The 17972-nt window shown below is 68.4% G+C and carries 17 protein-coding genes and 2 pseudogenes; 8 read left to right on the top strand and 11 right to left on the bottom strand.

Going from position 1 to position 17972, the window contains the following annotated elements; translation table 11 throughout:
• Nucleotides 1–35 precede the first annotated feature (35 nt).
• From KSF81_RS12160 to KSF81_RS12145, 4 genes are all read left to right on the top strand, one after another.
• The gene (locus KSF81_RS12160; RefSeq protein WP_254453482.1) at nucleotides 36–920 is read left to right on the top strand and encodes a fumarylacetoacetate hydrolase family protein; all 885 of its coding nucleotides are present in this window, start codon (nucleotides 36–38) and stop codon (nucleotides 918–920) included.
• Complete coding sequence (locus KSF81_RS12155; protein WP_217379202.1) at nucleotides 917–1891, top strand: tripartite tricarboxylate transporter substrate binding protein; 975 nt, start codon at nucleotides 917–919, stop codon at nucleotides 1889–1891. Before KSF81_RS12160 ends, KSF81_RS12155 begins: the two co-directional genes overlap by 4 nt.
• Nucleotides 1892–1936: 45 nt before the next feature.
• Nucleotides 1937–3127 carry a M20 family metallopeptidase gene (locus KSF81_RS12150; RefSeq protein WP_217379201.1) on the top strand — a complete coding sequence of 397 codons (1191 nt, stop codon included), beginning with the start codon at nucleotides 1937–1939 and terminating at the stop codon, nucleotides 3125–3127.
• A 214-nt stretch (nucleotides 3128–3341) separates the two neighbouring features.
• Complete coding sequence (locus KSF81_RS12145; RefSeq protein WP_217379200.1) at nucleotides 3342–5507, top strand: malate synthase G; 2166 nt, start codon at nucleotides 3342–3344, stop codon at nucleotides 5505–5507.
• Nucleotides 5508–5548: 41 nt separating this feature from the next.
• Here KSF81_RS12145 and KSF81_RS12140 read toward each other — a convergent pair whose 3' ends face one another.
• Complete coding sequence (locus KSF81_RS12140) at nucleotides 5549–6394, bottom strand: serine hydrolase (RefSeq protein WP_217379199.1); 846 nt, start codon at nucleotides 6392–6394, stop codon at nucleotides 5549–5551.
• Between the two features lie 124 nt (nucleotides 6395–6518).
• On the opposite strand from KSF81_RS12140, the gene KSF81_RS12135 reads away from it, so the two are divergent.
• Genes KSF81_RS12135 through KSF81_RS12125 form a run of 3 tightly spaced genes read left to right on the top strand, consistent with a single transcriptional unit; the run spans nucleotide 6519 to nucleotide 8778 of the window.
• Complete coding sequence (locus KSF81_RS12135; protein WP_217379198.1) at nucleotides 6519–6824, top strand: hypothetical protein; 306 nt, start codon at nucleotides 6519–6521, stop codon at nucleotides 6822–6824.
• A complete protein-coding gene (locus KSF81_RS12130) occupies nucleotides 6821–7606 on the top strand; it encodes an alpha/beta fold hydrolase (RefSeq protein ID WP_217379197.1) in 786 nt (261 codons plus the stop codon). The genes KSF81_RS12135 and KSF81_RS12130 overlap by 4 nt, the downstream gene beginning before the upstream one ends.
• A complete protein-coding gene (locus KSF81_RS12125; RefSeq protein ID WP_217379196.1) occupies nucleotides 7603–8778 on the top strand; it encodes an LLM class flavin-dependent oxidoreductase in 1176 nt (391 codons plus the stop codon). The genes KSF81_RS12130 and KSF81_RS12125 overlap by 4 nt, the downstream gene beginning before the upstream one ends.
• Before the next feature lie 104 nt (nucleotides 8779–8882).
• Here KSF81_RS12125 and KSF81_RS12120 read toward each other — a convergent pair whose 3' ends face one another.
• The 4 genes and pseudogenes from KSF81_RS12120 to KSF81_RS32085 all read right to left on the bottom strand — a co-directional run.
• Entirely contained in the window at nucleotides 8883–9809 is a 927-nt protein-coding gene (locus KSF81_RS12120) for a DMT family transporter (RefSeq protein WP_217379195.1), read from the bottom strand.
• A 67-nt stretch (nucleotides 9810–9876) separates the two neighbouring features.
• Complete coding sequence (locus KSF81_RS12115) at nucleotides 9877–11151, bottom strand: NAD(P)/FAD-dependent oxidoreductase (protein ID WP_217379194.1); 1275 nt, start codon at nucleotides 11149–11151, stop codon at nucleotides 9877–9879.
• A 7-nt stretch (nucleotides 11152–11158) separates the two neighbouring features.
• The gene (locus KSF81_RS12110) at nucleotides 11159–11524 is read right to left on the bottom strand and encodes a hypothetical protein (protein WP_217381878.1); all 366 of its coding nucleotides are present in this window, start codon (nucleotides 11522–11524) and stop codon (nucleotides 11159–11161) included.
• Between the two features lie 46 nt (nucleotides 11525–11570).
• Nucleotides 11571–12104 (bottom strand): annotated as a pseudogene (locus tag KSF81_RS32085) (MBL fold metallo-hydrolase); the annotation flags it as partial.
• A gap of 295 nt (nucleotides 12105–12399) precedes the next feature.
• On the opposite strand from KSF81_RS32085, the gene KSF81_RS12100 reads away from it, so the two are divergent.
• Entirely contained in the window at nucleotides 12400–13140 is a 741-nt protein-coding gene (locus tag KSF81_RS12100; protein WP_217379193.1) for a hypothetical protein, read from the top strand.
• A 33-nt stretch (nucleotides 13141–13173) separates the two neighbouring features.
• Here KSF81_RS12100 and KSF81_RS29575 read toward each other — a convergent pair whose 3' ends face one another.
• The 6 genes and pseudogenes from KSF81_RS29575 to KSF81_RS12070 form a co-directional block, all read right to left on the bottom strand.
• Complete coding sequence (locus KSF81_RS29575; RefSeq protein ID WP_254453481.1) at nucleotides 13174–13707, bottom strand: glycosyltransferase; 534 nt, start codon at nucleotides 13705–13707, stop codon at nucleotides 13174–13176.
• Between the two features lie 166 nt (nucleotides 13708–13873).
• Nucleotides 13874–14521, bottom strand: a pseudogene (locus KSF81_RS29570) (glycosyltransferase); the annotation flags it as partial.
• Entirely contained in the window at nucleotides 14514–15986 is a 1473-nt protein-coding gene (locus KSF81_RS12085; RefSeq protein WP_217379191.1) for a glycosyltransferase family 2 protein, read from the bottom strand. The gene KSF81_RS12085 and the pseudogene KSF81_RS29570, both read right to left, overlap by 8 nt.
• A gap of 74 nt (nucleotides 15987–16060) precedes the next feature.
• Nucleotides 16061–16537, bottom strand: coding sequence for a hypothetical protein (locus KSF81_RS12080; protein WP_217379190.1), 477 nt, complete (start codon nucleotides 16535–16537; stop codon nucleotides 16061–16063).
• A 326-nt stretch (nucleotides 16538–16863) separates the two neighbouring features.
• A complete protein-coding gene (locus KSF81_RS12075; RefSeq protein ID WP_217379189.1) occupies nucleotides 16864–17151 on the bottom strand; it encodes a hypothetical protein in 288 nt (95 codons plus the stop codon).
• Between the two features lie 13 nt (nucleotides 17152–17164).
• Complete coding sequence (locus tag KSF81_RS12070) at nucleotides 17165–17866, bottom strand: sulfotransferase (protein WP_217379188.1); 702 nt, start codon at nucleotides 17864–17866, stop codon at nucleotides 17165–17167.
• Nucleotides 17867–17972: the final 106 nt, after the last annotated feature.

Genomic DNA, 17972 nt, shown 5'->3' with positions numbered 1-17972 from the left:
GCCTACTCAGCCCCAACGGATCGTGGGAGAGACGGATGCGCCTGGTGACATTCAAGCATGGTGGCTGGGTCGGCAGCCGCATCGGTGCCTTGCGCGCGGATGGCGCGGTGCTGGACCTGGCGGCAGCCGATCCGGCGGTCTCCTGGACCAGCATGCCGGCCGTGATCGCCGGCGGCGAAGCGATGCTGAAGCGCGCCCGCGCCGCCGCGGAGCGGGCGCCGGTAATGGAGGGCGCCGTGCTTTGCGCTCCCATCCCGCGCCCGGCCAAGAACATCTTCTGCGTCGGCAAGAACTACCACGAGCATGCCAGGGAATTCGCCGGCTCCGGCTTCGACGCCACAGCGAAGGAGGTGGTGCCGGAGGCGCCGGTGGTCTTCAGCAAGCCGCCCACCAGCGTCAGCGGCCCGGGCGACAGCATCCCCTCCTTCCTCGACCCGACCAATTCGGTGGATTACGAGGGCGAGCTGGCGGTGGTGATCGGCAAGCCCGGCCGCGGCATCCGCAAGGCGGAGGCGCTCAGCCATGTCTTTGGCTACACCATCGTCAACGACGTCACCGCCCGCACCCTGCAGCACAAGCATCGGCAATGGATCCTGGGCAAGGGCATCGACGGCTTCTGCCCGATGGGCCCCGCCATCCTCACCGCGGATGAGGTGCCGGACCCGGCGGCGCTCCGCCTCACCACCTCGGTGAACGGCGAGCAGCGGCAATCGGCGTCGGTGGCCGACCTGATCTTCGATATCCCGACACTCATCGAATGCATCAGCGCCGGCATCACGCTGGAGCCGGGCGACATCATCGCGACCGGCACGCCGGCCGGGGTCGGCATCGGCTTCAATCCGCCGAAATTCCTGAAGCCGGGCGACGTGGTCCGCATCGAGGTGGCAGGGATCGGCGTGCTGGAGAACAAGGTGGCATGAAACGCCGCGTGATGCTGGGCGCCGCCGGCGCCCTGGCCCTGATCCGGCCCCTGCGGGCGCAGACCGGCGGTTTCCCGAGCCGAGGCGTCTCCATGGTGGTGGCCTTCCCGCCGGGCGGCCAGGCGGATGTGGTGGCGCGCCCCGTGGCGGCGGCGCTGGAGCGGCATTGGAAGCAGCCCGTTCCCGTGGTGAACCGGGCCGGCGCCTCGGGCGAGATCGGCAATGCCTCGGTCGCCCGCGCCGCGCCGGATGGGTATACGCTGCTGATGGCGCTCTCCTCCCTCGCCATCCTGCCGGAGGCGGCGCGGCTGTTCGGCCGGCAGCCGGCCTATGAGCTGGACCAATTGGCGCCGATCGCGCTCTTCACCGCCGACCCGACCCTGCTGGTGGTGCCGGCCGCCGCGCCCTGGCGGACGCTGGAAGAGTTCATCGCCGATGCCAAGGCGAGGCCGGGAGCCATCAGCTATTCCTCCTCGGGCAATTACTCGGCGCTGCATGTGCCGATGGCGATGCTGACCGGGGCGGCGGGGATCGACCTGCTGCATGTGCCCTTCCAGGGCGGCGCCCCGGCGCTGACCGCGCTGCTCGGCAACCAGGTGCAGGCGCTGGCGACCGGGCCGGGCCCCGCCGCGGCGCATATCCGCGAGGGAAGGCTGCGCGCGCTGGCCTGCTGGGGCGCCCGCCGCCTTGCCGAATTCCCTGAAGTGCCGACCCTGATCGAGAAGGGTTTCCCGGAAGCCGAATTCTACATCTGGGCCGGCGTCTTCGCCCCGGCGGCGACGCCGGCGCCGCTGCGGGAGGCGCTGCGCCAGGCCATGGCCGCCGTCGCCGCGGATGCGGAGGTGCGGCGCGCCCTCGCCGCCAGCGGCAATACACTGGACTACCGGGACGGCGATGCCTTCGAGCAGTTCTTCCGCACCGACAGCGCGCGATTGCAGCGCGCGGTGCGGCGCATCGGCAAGGTGGAATAGCGCCGTCCGTGAATCGGCCGGCTTCAATGCAAGGGGGAAACACGCATGACCAGCGAGAGCACCGAAGCGAAGATCACCGCCTGGCTCGCCACCCAGCAGGAGGCGATGCTCGATACCCTGCGGGCGATGGTGGATACCGATGGCGGCAGCTACGACAAGCCCGGCGTCGATGCCGTCGGCGCAGAGGTGCGGCGCTTCCTGGAGGCCCAGGGCATCCCGGTGGAGGTGGTGCCGCGGGAGAAATACGGCGATTGCCTGAAGGCCCGGGTGGAGGGCGGGGAGTCCCTCGGCTCCGGCGGCAATACCAAGAAGAACATCGTGCTGATGGGCCATCGCGACACGGTCTTCCCGAAGGGTGAGCCGACGCGGCGGCCCTTCACCATCAGGGACGGCCAGGCTTTCGGCCCCGGCGTCGCCGACATGAAGGCGGGGCTGGTGATGAACATGTTCGTCCTCGCCGCCTTCAGGAAATTCGGCGGTGCGCCTGGCCCCCTGCTCGGCCTCTTCACCGGGGATGAGGAGATCGGCAGCCCCGAGGGGCGCGAAGTGATCGAGGCAACGGCGCGGGAGGCGCGCGTCGTGTTCAATTCGGAACCGGGCCGGCCCTCCGGCGGCGTGGTCACGGGGCGCAAGGGCGGCGTCTTCTCGATCTTCGAGATCGAGGGCAAGGCGGCGCATTCCGGCGGCAATTTCGAGGCCGGGATCAGCGCCATCGAGGAACTCGCCCGCAAGATCCAGGCGATCCATGCCCTGACCGACCTCAAGCGCGGCATCACCTTGAATGTCGGGCTGGTGAGCGGCGGGCAGAGCGTGAACACGGTGGCGCCCTGGGCGCAGGGCCAGATCGACCTGCGCTACATCGAGCCCGCCGATCGCGACGAGATCATGGGCAAGATCCACGAGATCATCGGCCGCAGCTTCGTGCCGGGGACACGCGCCAAGCTGACAATCCGCGGCGAATTCCTGCCGCTGACGCAGACCCCCGCCAGCGGCCGGCTCTTCGAGATGTATCGCGCGGCGGCGGAGGAGAGCGGGCTCAATATCCAGGGTGAGTTCTCCGGCGGCTGCGCCGATCCCGGCTTCACCGCGGCGGTGGGGGCGCCGACCATCTGCGCGGTGGGCCCGGTGGGCGGCAAGGCGCATAGCCCGGAGGAATACCTGGAGATCACCAGCCTGGTGCCGCGCGCCCAGTCCATGGCCCGGGCGATCCTGCGGCTGGACCGGGCGGGGCTGTAGGGCGGCGGCTGCCCCTTTGCGCCGGGCCCTTTGCGCCCGGCGCATTTGCCCTCCGGAGCAGTTTTCGTTCGCTCGCGCTCACGGCAAATGCTCCGGCTCGTTGTTTGCGGACCAGATTCACGCTTCCAGGCGTTTCCGCCTTCCGGCGATCTGGTCTAGGTAGCCGGATCGCGCCCCGGAACCCGGGGCCTGGACTGAAAGCGGGAGAACCGGCGTGGCTGATTCGGTGGAGGTTGCGGGGCTGAAGGTGTCGCGGTCGCTGCGCGACTTCATGGAGCAGGAGGCGCTGCCCGGAACGGGTGTTGAACCGGCGCGGTTCTGGTCCTCGCTGGCCGGCATCATCCGGGATCTTGCCCCCCGGAATGCTGCGCTGCTCGCCAGGCGCGACGAATTGCAGGCGAAGATCGATGCCTGGCACCGGGCCAATCCGGCGAAACCCATCGACCTCGGCGCCTATTCCGCCTTCCTCCGGGAGATCGGCTACCTGGTGCCGGAGGGGCCGGAGTTCCATGTCGGCACCACCGGGGTGGACCCGGAGATCGCCCAGATCGCCGGGCCGCAGCTTGTCGTGCCCGTCTCCAATGCCCGCTACGCGCTGAACGCCGCCAATGCGCGCTGGGGCAGCCTCTATGACGCGCTCTACGGCACAGATGCGATCCCGGAGACGGAGGGCGCCACGCGCGGCAAGGGATACAACCCGACACGCGGGAAGAAGGTGATCGAATTCGCCCGCAACGCGCTGGACCAGATGGCGCCGCTGGCCGGCGGCGTTTCCCACCGCGAGGTGAAATCCTATGCCATCACCGCCGGCGCGCTGGAGGCGACCCTGCTGGACGGGCGCAGCACCGGCCTGGCGCGGCCCGGACAATGCGTGGGCTATGAGGGCGATGCCTCGGCGCCCACCGGCATCCTGCTGGTGAACAACGGCATGCATGCCGAGATCCGCATCGACCGCAGCCACCCGATCGGCAAGGACGACCCGGCGGGCGTCGCCGACCTGCTGATGGAAAGCGCCGTCACCACCATCATGGATTGCGAGGATTCCGTCGCCGCGGTGGATGCCGAGGACAAGGTCCTGGTCTACCGCAACTGGCTCGGCCTGATGCGCGGCGACCTGGAGGCCAGTTTCGAGAAGGGCGGCAGCACCCTGGTCCGCCGGCTGAACCCGGACCGCATCTACCTGAAGCCGGCGGGCGGCGGCGTGACCCTGCATGGCCGTTCGCTGATGCTGGTCCGCAATGTCGGCCACCACATGATGACGGATGTGGTCACGCTGGACGGCGCCGAGGTGCCTGAGACGATCCTGGATGCGCTCTGCACCGCGGCCATCGCGCTGCACGACCTGCGCGGCAAGCATCTGAACAGCCGCGCCGGCAGCGTCTATATCGTGAAGCCGAAGATGCACGGGCCGGAGGAAGTGGCCTGGGCGGATACGCTCTTCGCCCGCGTCGAGGATGCGCTCGGCCTGCCCCGCACCACGCTCAAGATGGGCATCATGGACGAGGAGCGCCGCACCACGGTGAACCTCCGCGAATGCATCCGCGCCGCCAGGGACCGCGTGGTCTTCATCAATACCGGCTTCCTCGACCGCACCGGCGACGAGATCCACACCTCCATGGAAGCGGGCGCCGTGCTCCGCAAGAACGACATGAAGGGCGCCGCCTGGATCAAGGCCTATGAGGACAACAATGTCGATGTCGGCCTGGCCTGCGGGCTGCGCGGCCGGGCGCAGATCGGCAAGGGCATGTGGGCGGCGCCCGACATGATGGCGGCGATGCTGGAGCAGAAGGTCGGGCATCCCAGAGCCGGCGCCAATACCGCCTGGGTGCCCTCCCCCACCGCCGCGACCCTGCATGCGCTGCACTACCACCAGGTGGATGTGGCGGCGCGGCAGGAGAAGCTGGCGAAGGGCGGCCCGCGCGCGAAGCTCGATGACATCCTCACCGTGCCGCTGGCGGCCAATACCAACTGGTCGCCCGCCGATGTGCAGGCGGAGCTCGACAACAACGCCCAGGGCATCCTCGGCTATGTGGTGCGCTGGGTGGACCAGGGGGTGGGCTGTTCCAAGGTGCCGGACATCAACGATGTCGGGCTGATGGAGGACCGCGCGACGCTCCGCATCAGCAGCCAGCACATCGCCAATTGGCTGCGGCACGGCATCTGCACGGAGCAGCAGGTGATGGAGACCATGAAGCGCATGGCAGGCGTGGTGGACCGCCAGAATGCCGGCGACCCCGCCTATCAGCCGATGGCGCCAGGCTTCGACGGCCCGGCCTTCAAGGCCGCCTGCGACCTGGTGCTGAAGGGGCGCGAGCAGCCGAACGGCTATACCGAGTTCGTGCTGCATGCGCGCCGGCGCGAGGCGAAGGCGCGGGGCTGAGGCACTGGGGGGGCGGCGGCGCCGTGCCGCCCCCCCTTCGCCTACTTGCCGATGCCGTCCCAGCAGGCCCGCGCCAGCCTTCCGACCGTGGCATAGGCGGTGGCAAAGCCGGGCAGCCCGTCCGGCATCTCCTCCGGCACCCGGTCCGCATAGGCGGCGAGGATGAAGAGTGGCCGGCCATCGCGATAGACGATGCCGGCATCGCTGCGGCCGCGTGCATCCCGCCCGGTCTTGTGCGCCACCTTGGTGCTGGCCGGCAGCAGGCTCGGGATCAGGTTGCGCAGCCGCTGCCAGGAGAGGATGTCGAGGCCCAGCCGGCAGAGTTCCGGCGAGCAGCCCAGCACCGCCGCGGCCTCCGCATCCTCAGCGCCGCGCAGCATCAGCTCCAGCAGCCGCGCCTGGTCCGCGGGCGTGGTGGTGGCGGTGGCCTCCAGCGGATGGTCCCAGGCCAGGCCGGCCGGCGGGATATTGGCGCGATGCGTGGTGCCCGCCATGCCGATCCTGCGGCACCAGGCATTCAGCGCCTCCCGGTCCAGCCGCTCCAGCACGAGTTGCGTGCAGACATTGTCGGACGTGATGATCATGTTCACCATGGCATCGCGCAGCGGCAGCACCGTGCCTGGGGTCATGTGCTGATAGGTGCCGGAGGCCACGTCCTTCTGCAGCCGCGCCTCCACCGTGCACGGCTCCTTCAGGTCAAGCCGCCCGGCATGCACCGCGGCCAGCGCATGCATCAGGATGGAGGTCTTCCGGGTGCTGGCGGAAGGCACCACGACATCGCCGGCCCGCGCGGCCTCGGCGCCCGTGGTGAGGTCCCTGACGAAGAAGCTGGTGGTAAAGGGCTGTTCCTCGCAGATCCGGTTCAGCCGTTGCGTCAGCGCCTGCATGGCCGCTCTCTCCCTTGCCTTTCGGGGGAGGCTAGCGGACCGGCCGGAGGCTGGCCAGGGCGGGCGTTGCGCCCCTTCCCCGGCCGTTGCTACCGTCGGCAGGGGCGGAAGACGAGGAAACGGCATGCTGATCCGGGTGACGCGCGAGCACGCCCTGCGCCTTGAGGCGCCCGAGGATCTGAAGCGCTTCAAGCTGTTGGTCGAGGGCGATATCGCGGGCGAGGCGCTGGCCCGGGCGCTGGGCGAGGCCGGCAGGCTGGAGGGCGAACATGCCTGGATCGCGCCGGACTGGCTGCGGCGCGCCTCCGGCCTTGCTGCCGACCCGGAGTGGCAGGCCGGCTTCGCGAAGATGGTGGAATTCGCCGCGAAACAGGGCTGGGTAAACGAGGCCGGCGCCATCCGGGCCCATATCGAGCGCGACCCGGCATGAGCATGCAACGCGAGGAATTCGTCGCCATTGCCGGCTGCCGCACCCGCCTGCTGCGCGGCGGCGAAGGTCCGCCCCTGCTGTTCCTGCACGGCGCCCAGGACGGCGGCGCCTGGCCGCCCTTCCTGCAACGCCTGTCGCGCCGCTTCCAGGTGATCGCCCCGGATCATCCCGGCTTCGGTGGCAGCGACACGCCGGACTGGTTCGATAATGTCCACGACACCGCCTATTTCTATCTCAGCTTTCTGCAGGCGCTTGGCCTCAGCGGCCTGCATCTGGTGGGCGCCTCGCTCGGCGGCTGGATCGCGGCGGAGGTCGCGGTGCGCTCCACCGAGCGCCTCGCCAGCCTGACCCTGGTCGGCGCCTCGGGCATCCACCTGAAGGGCGTGCCGCGCCCGGACGAGTTCCTCTGGACCCCGGAGGAGGCGGTGCGGAACCTCTACCACGACCCCGCCCTGGCCGAGCAGGCGCTGGCCGCTCCGCCGGAAGAGGCGGAGATCGACCGGCAGCTCAAGAACCGCTTCGCCGCGGCGCGCATCGCCTGGTCGCCGCGCGGCCATGACCCGCATCTGGAGAAGTGGCTGCACCGCATCGATGTGCCCGGCCTGGTGGTCTGGGGCCGCGAGGACCGCATCCTGCCAGTGGACTATGCCCATCGCTGGGCGGGGCGCATCCCCGGCGCCGAACTTGCCATCATCGGGGATTGCGGCCACCTGCCGCAGATCGAGCGGCCGGACGCCTTCTGCGCCGCCATGGAATCCTTCCTGGGGAGGGCTGCGCGATGAGGTTCTTCTTCTTCCACCTGATGCCCTATGCGCCGCTCGACCCGGATTATGACAAGACGCACAAATCCTCCTGGGTGACGCTGCCGAACAGCTACTACGACCCGGAGCTCGGCGCGGAACTCTACAATCGCTATCTGGACGAGCTGGAATACGCCGCGGAGCTCGGCTTCGAGGGTATCGGCGTGAACGAGCACCACCAGAACGCCTATGGGCTGATGCCCTGCCCGAATGTCTTCGCCGGCATGCTGGCACGGCGCATTCCGGCGGCGGCGAAGATCGCGATCCTTGGCCGCGCCCTGCCGGTGCTGGCGAATCCGCTCTCGGTCGCCGAGGAATTCGCGGTGCTGGACAATGTCACGCGCGGCCGGATCATCACCGGCTTCGTGCGCGGCATCGGCGCCGAATACCACTCCCTCGCGGTGAACCCCACCGAGAGCCATGCCCGCTTCCAGGAAGCCCACGACCTGATCGTGCAGGCCTGGACCCGCCCCGGCCCCTTCCCCTTCGAGGGGAAATACTACCACTTCCCGCATGTGAATCTCTGGCCGCGCGTCTACCAGAAGCCGCATCCGCCGATCTGGATTCCGTCGCAAGGTTCGCGCGAGACCATCGAATTCGCCGCCGACCCAGCCCGCCGCTACGTCTATCTCCAGACCGCGACGCCGGCCGCAACCCTGCTCAAGACGATGCAGGCCTATCGCGACGAGGCATTGCGGCGCGGCTATGAATCGAGCCCGGACCAGCTCGGCTGGTCGGTGAAGATCTATGTCGCCGAGACCGACGAGATCGCCCGGCGCGAGGCGAAGCCGCATATCGAGGCTTTCGCCAACAAGTTCCTCCGCATGCCGCAGGAGATGCTGCTGCCGCCGGGCTATTCCTCGCTGGCCTCGATGAAGGGGCTGATGCAGGCGAAGAAGACCATCACCGGCGGCACCCGCACGATGGAGCAGATGATCGAGCAGGGCACCTTCATCTGCGGCAGCCCGCAGACGGTGATCGACCAATTGGCCGACTACCAGCGCAGGGGCGGCTTCAACATCGTCATGGCCGGGCTGCATTTCGGTACCCTGCCGCATGAACTGACCCGCAAGGCGCTGGAACTGTTCGCGCGCGAGGTCATGCCGGCCCTCGAGGGCGCCGTGCCGGATGGCGGGCTGCGCGCCGCCGAATAGAGCGGATCGCGGACGGACGTGGCCGTCCGGGAGCGTGAATCCGCTCTGCAAACAAAGACCTACAGCGGATTGGCGTTCAGGAATGAACGCCAATCCGCTGTAGGTCACGCCCGCCGCGCCGCCCGCGCCTCCCGCCGCGCGATCCAGCTTGTGGCGGCGAAGATGATGCCACCGCCCAGCAGCGTCGCCGGGCCCGGCACATCGCCCCAGACCAGCAGGCCGAGCAGCGAGGCCCAGAGCAACTCCAGGAATTTGATCGGCTGCGTCACGGACATGTCGGCGAGGCCGAAGGCCCGCGTCAGGCAGATATGCCCGGCGGTGCCGAGCATGCCCGCCAGCAGGAACCAGCCCCATTGCGCCGGGCTCGGCCAGGCCCAGTGCAGCAGCGCGAAGGGCAGGCTGAACAGCGAAACGGTGATGGACTGCCAGACCACGATCACCTGCGCCGAATCCCGCCGGGTCAGCGCCTTGGTGATGAGGAAGGAGGCGGCAAAGAGCGGCGCCGAGGCCAGCATCACCAGGCTATAGGGGCCAGCGGCGCCCGAAAGCTGCGGCCAGACCACCACCAGCACGCCGGCGAAACCCGCCAGCGCCGCGCCCCAGCGCGCCGCCACCATGCGCTCGCCAAGGAAGACCATGGCGCCCAGCATGATGAAGATCGGGTAGGTGAAGCCGAGCGCCGTCATCTCCGCCAGCGGCACATGCGGCACCGCGACGAACCAGACCAGCAGCCCCGCGGTATGCACCACCCCGCGCCAGAGCTGCCCCGCGATGCCATTCGGACGGTAGCTGGCCAGGCCCGAGCGCAGGATGAAGGGCAGCATGACCAGCACGCCGAAGAGGTAGCGCAGGAACTGCGTCTGGAAGGGGTCCAATTGCTGCGCCATCATGCGCAGCACGGTATTCAACAGGATGAACAGCACGCCGCTGACGGCCATCCACAGCATGGCCCGGACCGTGGCGCTGGCGCCGGTGATGGCGGCGAAATTCACGCGTTGCGCTGCCGCGCGGTGGTCGTCATCCCTCGGCATCGCAGTCTCCCGGCCCGTGCAGGGTGGCGGCAAGGCGTGCCGCCCGCAACCCGCCGGGGGCCGCGTGTCAGCCCAGCGTGGCTGCCAGGGCGCGGGCTGCCTGCGCGCCGCTGTCCCAGGCGCCGCCGACCGTGCCCGCATAGCGCGTGTGGCAGGCCTCGCCGGCGAAGCGCAGCCGGCCGCCGGCCAGCGCCGCCTCGGCCAGCACCGCCCGCGCGCCCGCCTGGCCCGGCTGGGCATGGCTATAGGCGCCGAGGAAAAGCGGGTCCTCCGCCCAGCGCGTCACCACCGCGCCGGGGGCGAAGGCGAGGGAGACGGCCTCCGGGCCGAAATAGCGGGCGAGTTCGGCCCGGGCATAGGCTTCCGCCGCGGCCGGCCCTTCCCGGGCCAGCGCCCAGGCCGCCTCGCCACCGATGAAGCCGATGGCGTGGCCACGACCAAAGGGCCAGAGCATCCAGGACATCGGCCGGTCCGCCGCGCCCTCCACCTGGCGGGCCAGGCGGGCGAAGGCGGGCAGGCCCAGCCGGTCCGCCCCCGCCGCGCGCAATGCCACCTTGCTCAGCAGCCCGAGCGGCAAGCCGCCGATCGCCGCCTGCACCGGCGCCGGCAGGGCCGGGTCGAAGCGGATGCCGCCCGCCGCCAGCACGCCGGTCGAGGCGGTGACGATGCAGCCCCGCGCCCGCAGCACGCCGCGCGGCCCCTCGACCGTGATGCCTAGCCCATCCCAGCGGATGCGGGAGACCGGTGTGCGGAGCATCACCGGCAACCCCTCCGCCAGCCGCGCCACCAGGGTGCCGAGCCCCTCCGCCACCTGCAGGTTCTGGCCGCCGAGCGCGGTGGCAACATAGTCCAGCAGGCTGGTGCGATCCGCCTCCGCGCCATTGATGATAGCGCCGAACCAATGCGCCACGGTGGCATCCCAGGGCCCGGCCTGCGGCACCGCCGCCGCCAGCGGCATATCCAGGCCCGCACCCGCCCGCGCCTCGGCGGCGGCCTCCCAGGCGTCGCAGGCAGCCGCATGGGCGGCGTGCTCAGCCTCGGTGGCGGGGCGGCCGCCGAGGAGCAGGATATCGCGCCGGCGCCGCCTGCCCTCGTCCCGCAGGGTGAAGCCGAGGCGCCTGGCCAGCGGCGTCAGCGGATTGGCCGCCGCCTCATGCAGCCAGGAAGCGCCCCGGTCGAAGGGCGCGCCGAGCGCCTCCGTATCCGTGAAGGCGCGGCCGCCGACGCGATCCCCCGCCTCCAGCACCACACAGCCAAGGCCGTGCCCGGCCAGGGTCGTCGCCGCGCCAATCCCGGCGGCACCCGCGCCGACCACGACGACATCGGGGTCAGAGGTGCCCATGCGCGCCCTACAGGCTGCGGAACCGCACCGCCTCGCCGGGGCCGGGCTGCACCGCCAGCCGGCCCTGGCGTTCCAGCCGGCGCAGATGCGCCAGGGTCTCGCCGACCGTGAAGCCGATCTGCGTCAGTTCCTGCGCCGCGCGGGGGAACAGGATCTGCGCCGCCTCGAAGCCGGTGAGTGGTTCGCGGCAGGCCTCGGCCAGGGTGTCGAGGCGTTCGGCATGGTGCCCGGCCAGGGTGTCCAGGCGGCGGTGCAGCGTGCTGAAGGGCTCGCCATGCGAGGGCAGCACCAGCGTATCCTCCGGCAACGCCCGGAAACGCTCGTTGGATGCCAGGAAATCGCCCAGCGGATCGGCCTCCGGCTCCCCCCGCATGCAGGCCAATATAGGGGGAGATGCGCGGCAGGATCTGGTCGGCGGAGATCAGCACGCCGCGTTCCGCGCTGTAGAGGCAGGCCATGTCGGGGGCATGGCCGGCGCCGGTCATCACCATCCATTCGGTGCCGCCGATGCGGGTGGCGCGGCCGTCCTTGATGGCATGGAAGGCGCGCGGCAATCCGCCCACCGCCCGCTGGTAGAGCGCGCCGCGGCCCTCGACGAAGGAAAGGTATTCGGCGGTGCAGCCGGCGCGGGTGTAATGGGCGATCTGCTGCGCCATCATGTCCGGCCCGGAATCATACCAGAGGGCGCGGGCCGTCAGCCATTCGATCCGGGTCATCCGTGGCAGGATGCCGAACCGTTCGCAGAGCCAGCCGGTGAGGCCGATATGGTCGGGGTGGAAATGCGTGACCAGCAGCGCGGTGAGCGGCCTGCCCCCCAGTTCCGGTTGCGCCAGCACCTGGTCCCACAGGGCGCGCGTGGCGCGGCCGGCGATGGCGGTATCGATCGCCAGCCAGCCGCCATCATGCTCCAGTAGCCAGATATTCACATGGCTCGGCGGGAAGGGCAGCGGCATGCGGGCGCGCAGCAGTCCGGGCTGCAACACGCGCACCTCCCCAGGCTGCGGCACGTCGGGGGCGAGGTCGAGGGGCTGATCGGGCATCGGGCAAAGGTCTCCGCCGCTGCGGGACCGGAGGCGGTCTGCCGGGCGGGCTTGCGGCGGAGGATAGGGCGGGGCCACCGGGCTTGTCGATGCGGAGCGGCCTGCGCCCGTGGTCCCGGGCGATTTCCTCCGGGCGGGATGCGGGCTAAAATGGCGGCTGGTTGCCGAGGACGGCCCGGGCACGGTGCCAGGCCGGATGGGAGACTGCGTGATCGAGTCCAATCTTCCGGCGATCCTGGCGGGGCCGCTGATCCATGAGGCCCTGCTGCTGCGCCGCTGCGGCCTCCGCAAGGACCAGGCCCTGGCGGCGGCGGCCTTCTATACGCGGCTGCCGCCGGAATACCGGCCGGACCTCTCCTTCTACTTCGACCGCCACTTCTACCTGGAAGCCCACCCGGACATCACCGGCTCCGGCACCGACCCGCTGGTGCATTTCGTCGAGCATGGCGCGGCCGAGGGGCGGATGCCGCATCCGCTGATCGACCCGCGCTTCATCGAGGCGCAACGGCCCGGCATCCTGGCCGGCGAGGACCCGGTGCGGCAGTTATGCGATGCGCTCGACCAGGACCGGGTGCAGCCCAGCGCCTATTTCGACCCGGCGCATTACGCGGCGCAATTGGCGCGGCGCGGCCTGGAGGCGGGCACTGCGGGCGGTGGGCTGTTCCGCCACTTCCTGGCCGAAGGGCTGGCCGCGGGGTTGCGGCCCAACCCTTTCCTCGACCCCATCGGCTATGTGCGCGCCCATGCGGATGTGCCGCTCGATGCGCTGCGCGGCCTCGCGCATTTCATCCGCCAGGGCGATGCCGAGGGCCGCCGGGCAAGCGATGCCTTCGATGGCCGGGCCTATCTGGAACGCTACCCGGATGTGCAGGCCGCGCAGGTGCCGGCACTGCTCCATTTCCTGACCATCGGGCGGCAGGAAGGCCGCATCGCCACCGGCCGGCGGTGAGGGCGGGGCTGTGGCGCGGGCGCTGAAGCCCCGTCAGGCGCCGACCGCGGCCACCAGCTTGCGGTTGCGGCCCTTGGTGGCGGAGGCCGGGGCGGTGCCGCCGATGCCATAGACCTCGCAATGGCTGCGGACCACGTCGCTCACCGGGGGCACGCCCGGGGAATTCGCCGCCAGCCGCGCCTGCAGCCCCTCCTCGGTGACGCAGCGGTGCAGCGTCTCGGCCAGGCTGATCGGGTCGCCGGCCTCGAAGAGCAGCCCGTCCTCGTCATGGCGGAGGCGCTCGGCCATGCCGCCGATATTGCTGCAGATGGGCGGGCGGCGGAACATGAAGGCCTCGGACACCACCAGGCCGAAGATCTCCCACCAGATCGAGGGCACCAGCACCCAGTCGACGCGCCCCATGCGGGCAGGCAGATCGGACATGGAATAGGGGCCGTGGTACTCGACCTGCACCACCGGCTCCAGCGCCTTCGCATTCTCGAGGAAGCTCTTGAAGCGCGCCTGGGAATTTCTCGGTGGCGTGCCCCAGATTGGCGCCGTTGATATGGAGCTGCACCGGCTCCTCATAGGTGCGGGCATAGTGGTCCAGCGCGTCGAAGACCACGCCGAGGCCCTTCACATCCACCAACTGGCCGAAGAAGCCGAAGCGGTTCGGCACCCGCGGCGCGGTGGAGGCCGGGATCTTCACGCGATAGTCGCGCAGCGAGTAATCCGCCTGGGCATTGGTGACGGTATGCACCTTCTCCGGCGCCAGGCCCCATTCGATGTAGCGGCGCCGGACGAATTCGGTCGGCGTGATGAAGGCGTCGAAGACGCTGTAGGCGTGCTTCACCCAATCCTCGCGGAGCTGGAAGCTCTCCGGCGTCAGGTCCGGGAAGCACTGATGGCAGCGCACCGGCGAAGCCTTGGTGCAGAGTGCCTTCTCGTTCTTCCGCACCATATGGCCATTGGCCATGCAGATGCCGAGGAACTCATGCAGGGTCAGCACGAGCTTCGCCTTCGGCAGCACCCGCCGCGCGACCAGGAAGAGGTCGAGGCCGATGGTCATGAAGTGGTGGAAATGCACGATGTCCGGCTTGAGATCGAGGAGGAATTCCTCGAACCAGCGCAGCGCGCGGATGTTCAGGTTGCGGTGCCAGGCGTGGTCGTAGCTGTCCGAGAGGAAGAGGTATTCGTTCGGCCGCCCGTCGAAGCCGGTGAAGATGGCGCCCGGCTTGAACAGCGCCGGCGCCTGGCCGGGCTCGACCGAGGCGAGGAAGGTGGCGTCGAGCCCGGCCTCGCGGGCGCCGAGGAACAGCTCATAGGCCGCCTGCTGCGCGCCGCCGCGGAAGATCTCCGGGTGGAAGACGCTGATGAAGAGGATGCGGGGCGATTCAGACATTGTTCGCATCCTCAAGCTTGCCGGCCCAGCGCTGCGAGAAGAGCCAGCGGTTGTAGAGGCCTGACCCGGCATGTTCGGGCCGCTTCACCGAGCCCTTGCCCTCGTAGTGCCAGAAGGCCAGGTCGGGATCGAGGATGACGCTGCCGCCGGCGCCCCGCGCCCGCAGGCAGAGATCGGCATCCTCGTAATGGCCATAGACGAAATCCTCGTCGAAGAGGCCAAGCTCGCGGCCGAAGCGGCGGTCGAAGACCATCAGCGCGCCGCTCACCGCCGGCACCGGTCGCGCTGCCTGGCCCGGCCGATCGGCGAAGCCCTTGCGGAAATGCTCCACGGTCCAGACAGGCGCGCGGCAGAGCGCGGTGAGCTTCCGCTCCGGCTCGAAGAACATGCCGTCATGCATCACGCTGCCATCGGCGTAGTAGAGCTTGCCGCCGGCGATGCTGCGTTCCATGCCGCGCCCGGCATAGCGGAACAGCCGCTGGATGGCGGCCGCGTTGTAGGGGAAGACATCGGGGTTGATGACCACGATGGTGTCGCAGGCGGCTTCCTCGATGCCGATGTTGTTGGCGTGGGAGAAGCCGCAATTCTGGTTCAGCGAGATGACGCGGATGGTGGTGCGGAAGACATGCGCCGCCAGTTCGGCATCGCGCAGCAGAACCTCCTCCAATTCGGGGCTATTGGAGACGAAGAGGAATTCGATTTCGGACAAATCCGCGAAGCGGGCGAATTGCGCCACCTGCAGATAGAGGAAGTCCGGGATGCCGTAGAGCACGGTGATGAGGCTGAGCTTCGGCCGGCCCTGCCCGCCACCGAAGCCGGCGCGGGTGGTGACGCGGCGGGTCGCCCGGATCCGGCCGTAGAGATCCGTGACCAGCGGGCCCAGCCTTCCGTCCATCTCCTCGAAGGAGCGGGCGGTGACGTTGCTCAGCAGCGAGCGCCGCCCGTAATGCGCCAGCAGATGCTCGAAGAACTCGCGCCGCGCCAGGCGCAGGGTCCGGGAGGGCTCCAGCGGGTTCATGGCGCCGTTGCCATAGACCAGGGCGAAGGCCAGCCCCTCGGCCTGGCCCGGGGAGGGCAGCAGCCCCGCGGTCCAGAGGCCGAATTCGGTAGGATGCGGCGCGCCGAGATGCTGCTCCACATCCATGCGGCGGCAGCGATAGGCGGCGGAGGCGGTCCGCAGCCCGGTATTCATGTCCACGACATCGAAGCCGGCGACGGAGCGCAGCCGGTCGTCGGTCCATCCTTCGAGGAAGAAGCTGTCCTCGGAGAGGATCAGGACATCGCAGGAGCCGATCAGCGGCGGCGCGGTCTCGGGCGGACGCTCCAGCCAGAGCCGCCCCTCGAACTGCCCGTGCTGCTCGAAATGCTCACGCGCCGAGCCGAAGCGGCCGCTTTGCACTGCGCCGGCCACATCCGGGTAGCGGCGCAGGTAATCGAGATCTTCGGCGACCAAGGTATCGCTCATCACCCAACCTCAGAGAGGGACATGGTCGGAAAGCCGGCTGATGACGCCGGCTTGCATTCGGCCCGCGGTGCGAATCAGTTGCTGTCAATCAGTTCGCTGAACGACCAGCCCCGGCGCGGCAGTCGCCCTTCCTTGAAGCCAATGGTTTCGAAATGCCATTGGGCCGATTTGACCGTTCTTTCCAGAACACCAACCGCGACATCGGGATATTCCCTGCCGTAGAAGGCCCCATCCACCTCCACAAACGAAGGCAGCCGGCTCTCGAAATAACCGAATTCAATATAATGTTCGTGAAGATCCTTCACGATGCCAGCCGTCTCAGCCTGAAGAAGGTCAGGATTCGCCCGGCGATAATAGCTTGCATCGAATTTTATTTTACGCAGCTTGGGACGCAGCAAAGCCATGAAGAGAGGGCGGCTTACCGCCATCATCTTTGAACCGTCCATCAGGCGGAGATCACCCTCCCTCGCCCATTCGGCGAAGGGAAGCAGCGCCAAGTCTTGATCGTGGTGCGGCTCGTGGGTGGAATATTTAAGCACCTTGTCCGACATCCTGGCACTCGCGTTGAAAACGAAACAGATCGCCGCTACTTGTCTGGCACCGGGTGACTGTTGGCGCACCCTTAGGCGCTGATGCACCTAAACGGGCTGTGATTGCTATCATATGTTAATGCTAGCACCTGGAATCAGCAACCCTTGATTGCATTCGAGCGCGAATTAAATCGCAGATCGTCGCCACAATCCGAAACTTTTACGAAACAAATTGGCAAGCTTGGGAATTTCAGGCCCGCAAGATCATTCGCACTGGCTAGTGGCCGCTGTCTTACCCGGCCGCACCACGAGAAAGCAGCGGGGCGTACACCCAGCGGCAACCGGCCTTACATCTCGTAGCCAAACGCCCGCATCATCGGACCACAGCGCTCGGTGAACGCTGCCAACTCCTCAGGCGCCCAGCCGGTGTCCCTGAGACGGTTGCGACCGATGCCTGCACCGGTGCGCTCCATGGCATGCGTTGTCAGAGCTGCGTGGAGGGCACCCGCCGCATCCGCTCGGCCGAGATACCCACTGATCATTGCAGCGATCTCGGCCGGCTCGAAAAGCATGTCCTCCTGGTCAATCTCGAGCGCGGTCGGCACCGAGGATTTGACTTCGATCCAGGCCCGCATCGCTGCACTCCAGTCATTGCAGTGCGCCTCGAATTTTTCCGCCGAACTTGGTCATCCTCGAGAGAACATTGGCAACACCGTTACGCTTCGCAAAAATAATCTTTGCCTTCGGGAAAGCTGCCTGAAGCATGGGAATCGAATGAATCATTTCGATTCCCGGCGTCTTGTCGAGGAACGAGGCAGAAGAGTGGGCGAAATAATACCCCTCTCTTGCCAGAGACAGAATCTGCCCACCCAGATCCAGCTTCGCCATAACGGAAGCGAAGGTATTGGCAGGGAGGTTATGCGGGATCACCCTCCAAGCCTCGCCCAGAGCGGGAGCGCCATGGCCCTCGCCGAACCAGGGGAGAGAAAAGACTTCGGAAATACACTTACCAAGCTGCGATGTGCCGGACCGCGGCGATCCCACGACGAAAACCTGCAGCGGCGGGTTGGCCTCGATCCTGGCGGCCATGCCCCGCTTAAGCGGCGTCATGGATCGCAGATGAAATACCTCAACTTCCGAAACCTGCGCCTTGTCGATAGTCCGCAAAAAAGGAATTACAAAAGCGGCGCCCGCCGGAAGATCCCGGCGAGCAAATCGGCAAACGGACCAGCCGAGAATTTCGTCGCCCAACTTGGCAACCATTACGGGCAGCATGGGATCAAGCTCAGAGTCCGAGGCCCAGCCTGAGACAAATTCAGTCGAAAGGATTTCGACAAATCCGGCCTGCAATCGCCCCACTCCTTACTGAATACTATCCGTATTATTAATCCCAGTCGACGGCACCCCGTCGGCAGGGCCAGCAACACAGGCAGCACAGGGATGACGCGCTAGACCT

The sequence above is a fragment of the Siccirubricoccus sp. G192 genome (assembly GCF_019084075.1).
Taxonomy (GTDB): Bacteria; Pseudomonadota; Alphaproteobacteria; order Acetobacterales; family Acetobacteraceae; genus G192.
The sequence above is the reverse complement of the archived record's forward strand: the minus strand, read 5'-3'. Positions and strand labels throughout refer to the sequence as shown.

Excerpts from the sequence above, each read along its gene's own strand:
- KSF81_RS12130 (WP_217379197.1), top strand. The coding sequence starts at position 6,821 with ATGAGCATGCAACGCGAGGAATTCGTCGCCATTGCCGGCTGCCGCACC.
- KSF81_RS12085 (WP_217379191.1), bottom strand. The coding sequence starts at position 15,986 with ATGAGCGATACCTTGGTCGCCGAAGATCTCGATTACCTGCGCCGCTAC.
- KSF81_RS12140 (WP_217379199.1), bottom strand. The coding sequence starts at position 6,394 with ATGCAGGCGCTGACGCAACGGCTGAACCGGATCTGCGAGGAACAGCCC.
- KSF81_RS12150 (WP_217379201.1), top strand. The coding sequence starts at position 1,937 with ATGACCAGCGAGAGCACCGAAGCGAAGATCACCGCCTGGCTCGCCACC.
- KSF81_RS12120 (WP_217379195.1), bottom strand. The coding sequence starts at position 9,809 with ATGCCGAGGGATGACGACCACCGCGCGGCAGCGCAACGCGTGAATTTC.
- KSF81_RS12080 (WP_217379190.1), bottom strand. The coding sequence starts at position 16,537 with ATGTCGGACAAGGTGCTTAAATATTCCACCCACGAGCCGCACCACGAT.
- KSF81_RS29575 (WP_254453481.1), bottom strand. The coding sequence starts at position 13,707 with ATGAGGAGCCGGTGCAGCTCCATATCAACGGCGCCAATCTGGGGCACG.
- KSF81_RS12155 (WP_217379202.1), top strand. The coding sequence starts at position 917 with ATGAAACGCCGCGTGATGCTGGGCGCCGCCGGCGCCCTGGCCCTGATC.
- KSF81_RS12115 (WP_217379194.1), bottom strand. The coding sequence starts at position 11,151 with ATGGGCACCTCTGACCCCGATGTCGTCGTGGTCGGCGCGGGTGCCGCC.
- KSF81_RS12075 (WP_217379189.1), bottom strand. The coding sequence starts at position 17,151 with ATGCGGGCCTGGATCGAAGTCAAATCCTCGGTGCCGACCGCGCTCGAG.
- KSF81_RS12135 (WP_217379198.1), top strand. The coding sequence starts at position 6,519 with ATGCTGATCCGGGTGACGCGCGAGCACGCCCTGCGCCTTGAGGCGCCC.
- KSF81_RS12160 (WP_254453482.1), top strand. The coding sequence starts at position 36 with ATGCGCCTGGTGACATTCAAGCATGGTGGCTGGGTCGGCAGCCGCATC.
- KSF81_RS12125 (WP_217379196.1), top strand. The coding sequence starts at position 7,603 with ATGAGGTTCTTCTTCTTCCACCTGATGCCCTATGCGCCGCTCGACCCG.
- KSF81_RS12110 (WP_217381878.1), bottom strand. The coding sequence starts at position 11,524 with ATGCGGGGGGAGCCGGAGGCCGATCCGCTGGGCGATTTCCTGGCATCC.